Origin of the sequence: Cellvibrio sp. PSBB006 (assembly GCF_002162135.1) — a bacterium.
Classification (GTDB): Bacteria; Pseudomonadota; Gammaproteobacteria; order Pseudomonadales; family Cellvibrionaceae; genus Cellvibrio.
The window spans coordinates 1115128-1127715 of the sequence record NZ_CP021382.1; the positions used below are offsets into that span (position 1 = coordinate 1115128).

General features: G+C 50.7%; 11 protein-coding genes, 2 tRNA genes and 1 pseudogene. 6 read left to right on the forward strand and 8 right to left on the reverse strand.

Annotated features, from left to right (window positions below):
* Positions 1-45: 45 nt before the first annotated feature.
* A complete protein-coding gene (hemN, locus tag CBR65_RS04560; RefSeq protein WP_087465760.1) occupies positions 46-1449 on the reverse strand; it encodes an oxygen-independent coproporphyrinogen III oxidase in 1404 nt (467 codons plus the stop codon).
* A gap of 372 nt (positions 1450-1821) precedes the next feature.
* On the opposite strand from hemN, the gene CBR65_RS04565 reads away from it, so the two are divergent.
* The 4 genes from CBR65_RS04565 to CBR65_RS22010 are packed head-to-tail and all read left to right on the forward strand — an operon-like array spanning position 1822 to position 5164.
* The gene (locus tag CBR65_RS04565; protein WP_087465761.1) at positions 1822-2730 is read left to right on the forward strand and encodes a hydroxypyruvate isomerase family protein; all 909 of its coding nucleotides are present in this window, start codon (positions 1822-1824) and stop codon (positions 2728-2730) included.
* A 20-nt stretch (positions 2731-2750) separates the two neighbouring features.
* Positions 2751-4439 (forward strand): GMC oxidoreductase, encoded by a 1689-nt coding sequence (locus CBR65_RS04570; protein ID WP_087465762.1) that lies wholly within the window; start codon positions 2751-2753, stop codon positions 4437-4439.
* A complete protein-coding gene (locus tag CBR65_RS04575; protein WP_087465763.1) occupies positions 4436-4990 on the forward strand; it encodes a gluconate 2-dehydrogenase subunit 3 family protein in 555 nt (184 codons plus the stop codon). Before CBR65_RS04570 ends, CBR65_RS04575 begins: the two co-directional genes overlap by 4 nt.
* A gap of 24 nt (positions 4991-5014) precedes the next feature.
* Positions 5015-5164 carry a hypothetical protein gene (locus CBR65_RS22010; RefSeq protein WP_157671977.1) on the forward strand — a complete coding sequence of 50 codons (150 nt, stop codon included), beginning with the start codon at positions 5015-5017 and terminating at the stop codon, positions 5162-5164.
* A gap of 1146 nt (positions 5165-6310) precedes the next feature.
* Here the strand turns inward: CBR65_RS22010 and CBR65_RS04590 are convergent.
* Positions 6311-6498, reverse strand: a pseudogene (locus CBR65_RS04590) (IS4 family transposase); the annotation flags it as partial.
* Between the two features lie 224 nt (positions 6499-6722).
* Here CBR65_RS04590 and CBR65_RS04595 point away from each other — a divergent pair.
* Both CBR65_RS04595 and CBR65_RS04600 read left to right on the forward strand, forming a co-directional pair.
* Positions 6723-7196 carry a hypothetical protein gene (locus CBR65_RS04595; protein WP_087465765.1) on the forward strand — a complete coding sequence of 158 codons (474 nt, stop codon included), beginning with the start codon at positions 6723-6725 and terminating at the stop codon, positions 7194-7196.
* 218 nt (positions 7197-7414) lie between these two features.
* Entirely contained in the window at positions 7415-8053 is a 639-nt protein-coding gene (locus tag CBR65_RS04600) for a hypothetical protein (RefSeq protein ID WP_087465766.1), read from the forward strand.
* 110 nt (positions 8054-8163) lie between these two features.
* Here the strand turns inward: CBR65_RS04600 and CBR65_RS04605 are convergent.
* The 6 genes from CBR65_RS04605 to CBR65_RS04630 all read right to left on the reverse strand — a co-directional run bounded on the left by CBR65_RS04605 (position 8164) and on the right by CBR65_RS04630 (position 12529).
* Positions 8164-8250 (reverse strand) — tRNA-Leu (locus tag CBR65_RS04605).
* Between the two features lie 33 nt (positions 8251-8283).
* A tRNA-Cys gene (locus CBR65_RS04610) sits at positions 8284-8357 on the reverse strand.
* 118 nt (positions 8358-8475) lie between these two features.
* Positions 8476-9030, reverse strand: coding sequence for a CDP-diacylglycerol--glycerol-3-phosphate 3-phosphatidyltransferase (gene pgsA, locus CBR65_RS04615; protein ID WP_087465767.1), 555 nt, complete (start codon positions 9028-9030; stop codon positions 8476-8478).
* A 105-nt stretch (positions 9031-9135) separates the two neighbouring features.
* A complete protein-coding gene (uvrC, locus tag CBR65_RS04620) occupies positions 9136-10989 on the reverse strand; it encodes an excinuclease ABC subunit UvrC (RefSeq protein WP_087465768.1) in 1854 nt (617 codons plus the stop codon).
* Between the two features lie 70 nt (positions 10990-11059).
* Positions 11060-11713, reverse strand: coding sequence for a response regulator (locus CBR65_RS04625; RefSeq protein WP_087468922.1), 654 nt, complete (start codon positions 11711-11713; stop codon positions 11060-11062).
* Positions 11714-11902: 189 nt separating this feature from the next.
* The gene (locus CBR65_RS04630; protein ID WP_087465769.1) at positions 11903-12529 is read right to left on the reverse strand and encodes an alpha-ketoglutarate-dependent dioxygenase AlkB; all 627 of its coding nucleotides are present in this window, start codon (positions 12527-12529) and stop codon (positions 11903-11905) included.
* Positions 12530-12588 lie beyond the last annotated feature (59 nt).

Consider the following 12588-nt stretch of genomic DNA (forward strand, 5'->3'; position numbering starts at 1 on the left):
GAGTTCCACAAAAGGGTAAACAACTGTAAATTTTTGCTGGCCACATCAGATAACCCTGGAGTAACGTATCTCGGTATTTTTCTTCAGATATTCGTCAAATACCATACAGACTCGACGAATCAGCAACCGCCCCGAGTTGTGCACCTGAATACCTTCACTGCTTATGCTCAACAAACCATCTTCCACCATCGGTGAAAGTTCTGCCAGTTCGTCGGCAAAATGGTTTACCGGATTAATATGAAAACGTTGTTGAACATCGGCAAACTCAAGATGGAAATGACAGATCAGTTGGTTAATCACGAACTGCCGCAAATGATCCTCATCACTCAGGACAAAGCCACGCACAGAAGCAGGTTTTCCCGCATCAATTAATTGCTGGTACAACTCAACCAGCTTGGCATTTTGCACATACACACCACCGAACGCACTGATCGACGACACGCCAAAAGCCAAAAGATCACACTCACCGTGCGTGGAATAGCCCTGGAAATTACGCTGCAACGCCCCTGCCCGCTGAGCCCGAACCAGACTATCATCCGGCTTGGCAAAATGATCCATTCCCACATACACATAACCAGCGTTCTGTAATCGTTCAATGGACATCTGCAAAATATCGAGTTTTTGTTGTGGCGAAGGCAGCTCTGCCTCTCGAATTAACGCCTGGCTTTTGAATAAATGCGGCAGATGGGCATAATTAAATAAGGATAAACGGTCCGGGGATAAATCAATGACCTTGTTCAAGGTTGTTGAAAAACTTTGTTCTGTTTGCAAAGGCAAACCGTAGATCAAATCCATACTGATGGAGTGATATTGCTGCGCGCGTAACGCGTCGACCAGCGCGCTTACATCTTCCACAGTGTTATACCGATTCACTGCTTTTTGCACCCGAACATCAAAATCCTGCACGCCCATACTGACGCGATTGAAGCCCAGTTTACGCAGATGATCCATGGTATTCGCACTAACACGACCGGGATGGATTTCAATGGCGTATTCACCAGAGTCATCATCAGCAAGTTTAAAATAGCGGCGCGTGGCGGCCATCAACCAGGTCATCTCTTCATCGCTGATAAATGTCGGCGTACCACCACCCCAATGCAATTGTTTTACCCGACGCTCCGTATCGAACCACTGCGCCTGCATGGCCATTTCTTTTTCGACACGCTGCAAATAAGGTTCAGCACGACTTTTGTTGTGAGTCACCACCTTATTACATCCGCAGTAGAAACAGAGGGTGTCACAAAAGGGAATGTGAACATAAAGCGACAGCGGCCGTTGGCTGGCATTACTGCGGTCCACTGCAGCAGCAAGATCCGTCGTGGAAAATGTATCGTTGAATTGAGGCGCTGTCGGATATGAAGTGTAACGTGGACCCGCCAAATCATAGTGGCTGATCACATCAGGATTCCAGATCAGGGGCAGATTAACGTGCGATATGGAGGGTGGCATAGTAGCTTCACGCGGGAATTAATGGGTTTGTCCATCGATATCAAACCGATTGCTTCTCACAGGCTAACAAATTGCAGGCGATGTGAATTGATCTGGATCAATTCATCATCACCATGAGAATCCTGATTTAATTAATCCGCCCAATCGAAGATTCAGGCGTGCCGGTTCAAATCGGAAAAAGAAATGCTAACTATGAATCCCGCGAATGAATCAAATTTTTCAGGCATCTAATAAGAACTGTAGACGTTGTTAAAAACTTGTAAAGATCCGTAGATCTCGTGGCCAAGTAATAGGTAGCACGCTAATCTTTAGCCTCAACGGCGGAGAGCGTCTGTAACAACATCCAATAACAACAACGTAAGGCCAACAACCATGAGTGATTCAGTAGACCGCCGTGCCCTGTTGCGCGGCGCTGTTGCCGGTGCATTGGGGCTGTCCAGCCTTGCGGCACTGGGTGCAGAAGTGCCATCAACCAACCCAACCACCGGGAATGCGAGTGACGCAGCTCTGAAAGGCAATATTCGCCACTCGGTCGCGCGCTGGACCTTCAATTTCCTGACATTGGAAGAGCTTTCTCTGGTCGTCCAGCGCCTGGGCTTTTCCGCCATTGACCTGGTCGGCCCCAAAGAGTGGCATATCCTCAAACAGCACGGTGTGGATTCCTCTATGTGTAATGGCGCCGAGCTGAATCTGGAGGATGGCTGGGGCGATAGCCGCTTTCATCAACCCCTCGTTGAGCGCTATCGCGAACACATCGATCTGGTCGCCGATGCGGGTTACAAAAACCTGATTTGTTTTAGTGGCAACAAGCGCGGTACAGATCCGGAAGCGGGCCTGAAACAGGCCACCAAAGGGCTGAAAAAAATCCTCGCGCAAGCTGAAAAGCGCGGTGTGGTGTTACAGATGGAACTGTTCAACAGTAAGGTCGATCATCCCGATTATTTTGCCGATAACTCCGCTTGGGGTATTGAACTGTGCAAACGCCTGGACTCGCCCAATTTCAAGCTGCTGTACGACATCTACCACATGCAGATCAGCGAAGGCGACATCATTCGCACTATTCAGAATCATCATCAATATTTTGGTCACTACCACACCGCCGGTGTGCCAGGACGCAACGAGATAGATGACACCCAGGAGCTGTACTACCCGGCCATAGCACGCGCCATTCAGGCAACAGGTTTTACCGGTTATGTCGCGCAGGAATTCATGCCCAACCGCGCTACCACGGCAGAGAAAATTGAATCCTTGCAGGCCGCTATTCGCATTTGCGATGTTTGATCCACTTGAAGAGTATTGCCATGTCTACACAACATTTTGACGCCATCGTCGTTGGCTCCGGCATCAGTGGCGGCTGGGCCGCTAAAGAACTCACCGAAAAAGGGCTGAAAGTCCTGCTGCTCGAACGAGGCCGCAATATTGAGCACATCAAGGACTATGTAAACGCCACCAAAGAACCCTGGGATTATGAGCACCGCGGTCGCCCCACCCAGGAAATGAAAGAAAAGCACCCCGTACTGCAACGCGACTTCGTGCTCAATGAAGAAACCCAGGGCATGTGGGCCAACGAGCAGGAAAACCCCTACGTCGAGAAAAAACGCTTTGACTGGTACCGCGGCTACCATGTGGGTGGCCGTTCATTGTTATGGGGCCGCCAAAGCTACCGTTTAAGCCAGCGGGATTTTGAAGCCAACCTGCGCGAAGGCATCGCTGTTGACTGGCCAATTCGCTACGACGACATGGCGCCCTGGTACGACTATGTAGAGCGCTATGCCGGTATTGCGGGCACGCGCGAAGGCCTGGACCACTTGCCTGACGGCCAGTTTTTACCGCCCATTGAACTCAACATCGTGGAAAAAGATGTCGCTGCCAGAATTAAAAAGGTCTATGGCGGCAAGCGATTAATGATCAACAGCCGCACGGCCAACATCACCGAACCCAAGCCGGAGCAAGGGCGGGTGAACTGCCAATATCGCAACAAGTGCTGGCTCGGCTGCCCCTTTGGCGCCTACTTCAGTACCCAGTCATCCACCCTGCCCGCCGCCATGAAAACCGGCAACCTCACCTTGCGTCCCTTTTCTATTGTCAGTCAGGTGCTTTACGACAAAGACAAAAAGCGTGCACGCGGCGTAGAGGTGATCGATGCGGAAACGAACCAAACTTATGAATTTACCGCCAATGTAATTTTCCTCAACGCCTCCAGCTTTAACTCCACCTGGATTCTGATGAATTCCGCCACCGATATCTGGCCCAATGGTTTGGGCAGCAGCAGCGGTGAACTGGGCCACAACGTCATGGATCACCACTTCCGCGTCGGCGCAGGCGGTGTAGTGGAAGGCTTTGACGACAAGTACTACTACGGCCGTCGCCCGGCTGGTTTCTACATCCCCCGCTTCCGTAATCTGGGTGATGAAAAGCGCAACTACCTGCGCGGCTTTGGTTACCAGGGTGCCGCAAGCCGCGAAGGCTGGGATCGCAATATCGCCGAGTTGGGCATAGGCGCCAACCTGAAAAATGCCCTCGCTGAACCGGGCGCCTGGACCATCGGCATGACGGCCTTCGGTGAAATGCTGCCGCACCACGACAACCGCATCTACCTGGATCGAAGCGTTAAAGATAAATGGGGGCTACCCGTATTGGCGATGGATGTGGAAATCCGTGAAAACGAACTGGCCATGCGCAAAGACATGCTGCAAGACGCGGTAGACATGCTTGAAGCAGCGGGCGTCAAAAACGTAGGCGGCAGCGACTGGGGCTACGCCCCAGGTATGGGCATTCACGAAATGGGCACCGCACGCATGGGACGCGATCCCAAAACCTCCGTACTCAATGGCTTTAACCAGGTGTGGGACGCACCCAACGTGTTTGTTACCGACGGCGCGGCCATGACCTCCGCATCCTGTGTGAACCCATCACTGACCTACATGGCACTCACCGCACGCGCAGCAGATCACGCCGTGAAAGAATTGAAAAAGGGGAATCTGAAATGAACCGCCGCGAACTCCTTGCCCTGATTACCGCCGCCACGGGCACCGCCATGATCGGCAGCACCGCACTCCTCAGCGGCTGCGCCACCACCGCGCCAGCACCGGCCAATTTTTCCAGGGAAAATATTGCGTTGCTGGACGAAATTGCGGAAACCATCTTGCCGCGCACCGACACCCCGGGCGCCAAAGATGCAAAAGTTGGCGAATTCATGAATGTATACGTGACCGACTGTTACACGCTCGACGAGCGCGCCATCTTTCACAAAGGTTTGCTCACGCTGGAAGCGGACTGCCGCAAAACCTATGGTCGCAGCTTTATGGCGTTAACACCGGCAGAGCGCACCGCCTATATCAACCAACTTGACCAGGACGCGCGCGCGACCGTTCTTAACGGCGGCATTCACTACTTCACCATGATCAAACAACTCACCCTGTTCGGCTTCTTCACCTCCGAAGTCGGCGGCACCCAGGTTTTGCGTCACGTCCCTATTCCCGGCCGGTATGACGGTGCGCTCGCTTACAAACCGGGTGATCGTGCCTGGGCGACACGGTAGAAAGAATGGTTAAAGGAATAAACAATGAAAGAAATCGATGACGTCTGGGAGGGCGACCTTCTTAGCAGAAAAGAAGAAGCTATTTTCCTTCAACGGTATATTGAAAATGTATATCGATCCGTCGCTAAAGATACCTCTTTTGTATTGAATATCAATTCCGAATGGGGACATTGAAAAACGTGGTTCTTGAAAAGATTTTGTGAGCAGCTTAAATATAACTACCCTACCGTCTACTTCGATGCATGGAAAAATGATTTTACTGAGGACGCGCTACTGTCGTTCGTTTCGGTTGTGTGCAATGATTTATCAAATCAGTTTAAAAAGGAAACGCAAGCTCAAAGAGAAATTGAATTCATTAAAACAAAGTTTAAAAAGATACTTAAGAAATCTACCCCTGTTGTAGCGCAGAATTGTGCGAGCCATTCAGCGATTCATCATTGATAACCCTAAGCCTTTTATCGTCCGGATTGGCCAGCAAGACTATGGTGGTGACGGGGCCGACCACTCATCACGACAAAAATAGAGTTTTGCGTGGTGATGCCACACCTAACGAAGTATTACGACCCCAAACTCCAAACGAAGCACTCGACGACTTTTTGCACGAACCTTTGCACACCTTTACTGCGCAAGATCGGTTTGATAACAGTGTATGGGCAGCAATATCAAATCGTCGATAACAGAATGGCATGTCTGAGCCACACGAATTGTTCGCCGCCCAAGGCTTCCCGCGCGACTACATAATTGATCGCGACGCTTAAGGCAACCCAATACCCAAATACAAACAAGTCGCGCTTTGCGGCAATAGCGTTTGCCCACCGTTGGCAGAGGCCATCGTGCGGGAAAACTACAGCATTAATCAGCAACAAATGGTGGCGTGATGTTAACAGAACACCCTTCGACTTCCATGCACACCCGTCTCCATAATACTGGCAGCAACCCGGTTTCCCTTCGCTATTGCACCATCTTTGTTTGCGGTTGGCGTTTGGGAATATCTAATACATTTACTGGGGTGATTCTTAAAAACCAATCGGTAAATCCATCCCCCGAAGATATACGACACAAACAAATCATATTCGGTGTCAGATTGATTTACCAATTGGTATTGCAGATCGATAGTTTGCATCTTTGTTTCCTTCGGCAGTCACGCCGCTTGTTGAGGACGTTACAGGATACAGCATCTCGGATCGCCCGAATTACCTTAGCTTTCCAATCAGACAATTCCGCCTAAAGATAGATGCAATTATTCAGTGGCTCACCGCCGCCACACTCAAGCAAACGCCGGAAAATGAATCTGGAGGCCATGCTGTCCCATAGTTTTAATCATAAGGCGAGCCTCATTTGAGGCTCGCTTTTTTATAATTCGAAGGGTCCGGCAACAGGATGCTTTTTACACTCCTACGCTCAAATAAATTTAACTGAATTACCCTCATGATCCGTTGAACTGCCCATCCAGCTTTAGCGCTGTGATGGGCAAACACCAATAATAAATACGTAACCATCACGATAAACTATGGGACAGCAATGGCCAATTGGCCGCCTTTGTAGTGTTGAAAACTGTGTAGGCAATTTTCTTTATGTTCGCACCAACGGCTAGCGACCGCCGAGACGGCAGGAATTTGCCGCCTCAGCGGCTAGATCTCGCCTTCCTCTGACACACATTCCATCTAAATCTAATCGAATTAACGATGGCATATTCCCTGCATTTCCATAAAGACACATAACGGAGGTGTATATGTCCGACATTACCAGCGCAACCAATATGATTGTTACCGCGTTGCAGTTTAAGCCCACCACAAATGCGAGCACCCTCAGCTCTACAAACCAAGCAACCGCCAACAGCAGCGCTACTAGCATCACTCAGCGTCATGGTTGGGATCATTTCATTCCAGATGTTGAGACTGATCCGGCATTCGCAACAACCATGGCAAAAGATGCCGCATTTATTCCAGATAAGCTCCTGGTAAATCTGAATGATGCTCCGCCACTCAACGATGCAGAAGCTTGGCGCGCCTGGACCAGCCAATCAACTCAGTTTGATAGCGACGCCGCGAAAGTAACAGAGCAGAGAGTGGGTATATATAAGGATATGAAATTTCAGGGCTCTACAGACGCAGAAATATTTAAAGCCATAATGGAATTTAACCACTCGTTACCCATGGATTACCAGATCAAATCTGGTTTGATAAAGTTAGATACTTATGCGTAGCTTATAAAAATGGCCGCAACCTCGCAGTTAAACTGATCGCTCAAGAGCCAAGTTTTTCAAGATACATGACGCGGCCAGTCATCGGTACTGTTACCTGATGATGTCAACACTGGCGGTAGTCTATATATGTACATACCAGGACAGCAGCTACACGATGCTTATTCAAGACACAATTTGTATCAACCAAATCATCGCTCTACGCATAGCAGGACACCGTTATGATTAAAAACCTTCAAACAGCCCTACCCGTTCACCTTTACACACAGAAGGCAGGCCTACCTGTAACATCAAAGACGGCCGAATCCGATGAAACCTCAGCAACCATCAACAGCGCCAAAGCGGATTATGTCTATCTGTCTCAGGAGGCAAGAGACGCGCTGAAAGCAGAGCAAGCTATGACCGCGACAGCCGATTTCGTAAGATCGAAGGGACAGCAGCTATTTGAACAAGTATTTAAAAACACTGTTGAGTTTCCGGAGAATTTAGCTTCCAAACTGGAAGATGATTCACTCTCTCCAGAAGAAAGTGGCACCATTCAAAATGCCATCACCGAACGTGAGTTCGCTGCATTTACTAAATATGCAAAACAATCCCCTCCCGACTTAAAAATGTACTATTTAAAGTACGTTGAATATCTAGATTCACTTTCGCCCGAAGAACGACAATCAAATCGTTATGCAGGCCAGCGCGAATCAGCTGTTACGGCGTACGAAAATGCCGCCAGAAGCCAGGGTGAACAGCCAGAAGACCTAACCCTACGGCGGCATCCAAACTCGCTTTTATTGGAATTAATTTTTGAAAAAGAATTGGAAGTAGAGGGACTAGCTGATATTCGTGAAAATTCACTCGGCAAATGAATACGTTAGTTAAGGATAACAGTGGCCCATGGACCCCATAGACCAAAAAGCATAAAAAACCCGCATTTTAGCGAGTTCTGGACGTTTTGGGATGGTGTGGAATTTGAACATGGTGCCCGAGGCCGGACTTGAACCGGCACGACCTTGCGATCGACAGATTTTAAATCTGTTGTGTCTACCGATTTCACCACTCGGGCAGAGTGCTTTTACCTCGGCGGGTAAAAGAAAAGTGGAGGCGCGATCCGGAGTCGAACCGGACTAGCTGGATTTGCAATCCAGAGCATAACCGCTTTGCTATCGCGCCGATTGAGGGCCGGAATTCTAGCGGAATCGTTTTAAAAATCCTAGTGTTTTCTGGGGCTTAACGCGAGATTCTTGCGGCTGGCTAGTAATTAAACGCCCCTCTTACAGCATCTCTGGTTTTACTTGTTATTCACACCCGGCAACAAAAACGGCCAGGCTGCACGCAGGTAGAGCACCATCGACCAGAGCGTCAGGACGGCGGCACCTGCCAGTGCAACATACCCAATCAGCATCAGGAACGGCAGGTCCATCAACAGGACGATAATCGCCGTCATCTGCAAGGTGGTCTTGATCTTGCCGATATAAGAGACGGCTACACTGGCACGCTGGCCCAGTTCTGCCATCCATTCGCGCAAGGCCGAGATAACGATCTCACGCCCCACAATCACCGCTGCTGCCGCTGCAAACCAGGCGGATTCGTGATGCAGCCCTACCAATAACAGCAACGCAATGGCCACCATCAGCTTATCGGCAACCGGGTCGAGAAAGGCGCCGAACGGGGTGCTTTGGTTGTACTTGCGGGCCACGTAACCATCCAGCCAATCCGTGATCGCAGCGACGCTGAAGATCATGGCAGAAGCAAAATGCGCCCATTTGAAGGGCAGATAAAAAACCACAACAAACAGGGGAATCAGGACAATACGCAGGAGTGTGAGTTGGTTAGCCAGGGTCATGTAATGAACACTTCTCTCAAAATAGGCAATGCCGATTTGCCTTACCGCAACTGGCCGGCGCGCTGGCGGCGCCGATCAATACAAGGTGGCGATCATACTACATGGCTAGTCATTATGGAAAAAGGAGTAAATCTCTTCCGCCAGGCGCTGGCTGATGCCTTGCACCTTGGCCAGATCGCTGACACTGGCCTTGCGAATTTCAGGTAGGCCACCAAAATGCCGCAGCAGCTCGCGCCGCCGCCCCGCCCCAATACCCGGCACATCCTCCAGGGTGGAGGTTTTGCGCTTTTTGTCGCGCCGTTGCTTGTGGCCAGTGATGGCAAACCGGTGCGCTTCATCGCGGATATGCTGGATCAGATGCAGCGCCGGCGAATCGCCGGGCATGACAATCTCGGCGCCGGTCCGAGCATTGAATAAGGTTTCAAAACCGGCCTTACGGGTTGTGCCTTTGGCAACGCCGATCATCAATACGTCATTCACGCCAAGCTCCGCGAGCACGGCCACGGCTTTGGCGAGCTGTCCTTTACCGCCGTCAATCAGCAGAATGTCGGGCAGCTTGCCCTCGCCTTTCTGTAGGCGTGTATAACGCCGCTGTAGCGCCTGCTCCATTGCCGCATAGTCATCGCCGGGTGTAATACCGTCGATGTTAAAACGACGATAGTCCGACTTCAGCGGTCCGTTGGTATCAAACACAACGCAGGAGGCAACGGTCAATTCGCCGCTGCTGTGGCTGATGTCGAAACACTCCAGGCGCTGGGGCATTTCGTCCAGCTCCAAGGCGTCCTGTAATGCCAGAAAACGGTCCTGGGAATTCTTTTTGCTGTTGAGATGACTGGTCAGGTTTTGCTGCGCGGCGGTGGCTGCCATTTGTAGCCATTGGGCGCGGTGGCTGCGCACGCTGCTGGTCAACAATACCTGCCGACCCGTGGCTTGCTGCAAGGCGGAGCACAGCAAGTCAGCCTCCTCAATCGCGTGACTCGTGATAATTTCACGCGGAATCTCACGCCCTTCACTGGCGAGATAAAACTGCGGTAAAAATTGCGTGAGGACTTCCGCCGGCGATTCGGTCAACCCGGCTTGCGGATAAAAACTGCGGCTGCCCAGAATCCGCCCCTGGCGAATGAATAATACGTGTACGCAGATCACCAGCCCTTGCATCTCCGCCGCAATCACATCGACATCGCCCTTGCCTTCTTCCATGACTTGCTGGGTCTGGATGTTGCGCAACGCCATGATCTGGTCGCGGAAATTCGCGGCTTTTTCAAATTCCAACCCTTGCGACGCCGCGTCCATTTGATCCGCCAATTCGCGCATCAGCTTATCGCTGTTGCCCGTCAGGAACATGCGCGTGTGACGTAAATCGTTGGCGTATTCGTCGGGGTTGATGAAGTCTACACAGGGAGCCGTACAACGTTTGATCTGATATTGAAGGCACGGTCGTGAGCGATTTCTAAAGACACTGTCTTCGCACTGGCGCACGCGAAAGGTTTTTTGCAAAAAATTCAGGCTGTCGCGCACGGCGCCAACATTGGGATAAGGCCCAAAGTACTCACCGCGCTTTTTCTTGGCACCGCGATGGAAACTGATTCGTGGAAAATCTTCGCCGCTGGAGATAAAAATATACGGATAGGATTTATCGTCTCGCAGCAGGATGTTATAGGGCGGCCGATTAGACTTGATGAGGTTTTGTTCGAGAATCAGGGCTTCGGTTTCACTGGCGGTCACGGTAACTTCGATATGGCGAATCTTCGCCACCAGCGCGAGGGTTTTCACACTCAAGCCGGATTTGCGGAAGTAGCTGGCGAGGCGTGCTTTGAGATTCTTGGCTTTACCGACATACAGGATAGCCCCATCTTCACCAAACATCTGGTAAATACCGGGCTGTTGGGTGACGTTGGCGAGGAAGCGAGCGGAATCAAAGGTTTCAGCGGGCGCTGCGTTATTGCTGTCAGTAACCATGCAGTTTTTGGAGACAAATAATTAACGTGGGCAATGTTGCGATTGCCCACCAGACAATAGAATCGGCCGATTACACCACGGCTTCAGGGTCGAGAAAGTTGTGCTTGACCGCCAGGAGCGTCAATTCGACATCGCTGTTGATATTCAGTTTCTCAAAGATCCGATAACGATAGCTGTTAACGGTTTTGGGACTGACACAAAACGTGGTCGCGATATCATTTACTTTCTGACCATTGGCAATGAGCATCGCCGTTTGCAGTTCGCGTTGGGACAGTTTTTCGAAGGGCGATTCCTGGCTGTTGTTGCCGCTGAAATTTTTGAGCGCCAGCTGCTGGGCTATGCTGTTGCTCATGTAAAGATCGCCGCGAATCACCTTGTTGATGGCGTCGGTTATCTCGGTAAATTCAGCACCCTTGGTGACATAACCCACAGCTCCCGCCTGCATCAGACGTGTCGGATAAAGATTGTCATCACAGGCAGTGACGGCAATGATCTTCATACCGGGGTTAATCGCCAATAACTTTTTCGTTGCTTCCAGACCGCCCATGCCGGGCATCTTAACGTCCATCAATACCACGTCCGGCACTAATGTCCGCGCTTTGGCAACTGCCTCTTCCCCACTTTTGGCCTCTCCGACTACTTGATATCCATTCACGTCTGCCAGCATGCGCACAATTCCCATCCGCACTAAATCGTGATCATCGACAACAAGTATCTTTGTCAAACCAAACCCCCAATCCGGTCGAACCGGAGTTACACCTTTGTTATTAAACGTAAAGACAGCTTGCGGCAGATTGTAGAGTCTGCCATCGCAAAGCGCCACTACCTGTCAATAAAGTAGCACTATCCCATGCGCCCTGCCGAAATTACCGGGGTGCATATTGAATATTTCAGATGAAAAACCAATGGCAACTTATTGATAAATATATCGAAAAGTTAAGTTAATTCGTTCACCAACAATCCGGGTTGTTTTCGCAACCTGGTGTAGCCAATGATGTTGGGTCGGCCCGCTCATCACTAATAGAGAACCATGGGTCAAGTCCACCGCCAGGGGGCGGATATCTCTGCGCGACTTGTGCTTGAGGGTAAAGCGTCGCGTCGCCCCCAAGCTGACTGAGGCTATCACCGGGTTGCGCCCCAGTTCCGGCTCATCATCACTGTGCCAGGCCACGCTGTCCCGTCCACCGCGATAGCGATTGGCGAGCATACTGTTGAAAGCGACCCCCAAAGTGGCGGTCAATCTCTCCTTGATATGGGTCAGCGTTTCCGTCCAGGGCAATGGCTCAAACCGGGTACCGGAATAACCATAACGACATCCGGGATCGCCATACCAGGCGTTAAGCCGTGGAATGGCATGCTCTTGACCGTGGATGTGAATGCGTGACTGCTGCCATGCAAGAGTTTCCAGCAGCTCATGGAAGTAAGCGTCAGCCAGTGTCGCGGGTAACCATTGCGTAAACAGGTAGACATCTCCATCGAGCGATAGCAGTTGTTCCCGAGGCGCGGAGTCAAATAATGATGTTTGCCGAGCTGAAGTCATAAGCTATTAGGCGCTTGTCGATATAGCGCACGCAATGAATTTTTATTATTGGGTGTTGG

Excerpts from the sequence above, each read along its gene's own strand:
- hemN (WP_087465760.1), bottom strand. The coding sequence starts at position 1,449 with ATGCCACCCTCCATATCGCACGTTAATCTGCCCCTGATCTGGAATCCT.
- CBR65_RS04565 (WP_087465761.1), top strand. The coding sequence starts at position 1,822 with ATGAGTGATTCAGTAGACCGCCGTGCCCTGTTGCGCGGCGCTGTTGCC.
- CBR65_RS04570 (WP_087465762.1), top strand. The coding sequence starts at position 2,751 with ATGTCTACACAACATTTTGACGCCATCGTCGTTGGCTCCGGCATCAGT.
- CBR65_RS04575 (WP_087465763.1), top strand. The coding sequence starts at position 4,436 with ATGAACCGCCGCGAACTCCTTGCCCTGATTACCGCCGCCACGGGCACC.
- CBR65_RS22010 (WP_157671977.1), top strand. The coding sequence starts at position 5,015 with ATGAAAGAAATCGATGACGTCTGGGAGGGCGACCTTCTTAGCAGAAAA.
- CBR65_RS04595 (WP_087465765.1), top strand. The coding sequence starts at position 6,723 with ATGTCCGACATTACCAGCGCAACCAATATGATTGTTACCGCGTTGCAG.
- CBR65_RS04600 (WP_087465766.1), top strand. The coding sequence starts at position 7,415 with ATGATTAAAAACCTTCAAACAGCCCTACCCGTTCACCTTTACACACAG.
- pgsA (WP_087465767.1), bottom strand. The coding sequence starts at position 9,030 with ATGACCCTGGCTAACCAACTCACACTCCTGCGTATTGTCCTGATTCCC.
- uvrC (WP_087465768.1), bottom strand. The coding sequence starts at position 10,989 with ATGGTTACTGACAGCAATAACGCAGCGCCCGCTGAAACCTTTGATTCC.
- CBR65_RS04630 (WP_087465769.1), bottom strand. The coding sequence starts at position 12,529 with ATGACTTCAGCTCGGCAAACATCATTATTTGACTCCGCGCCTCGGGAA.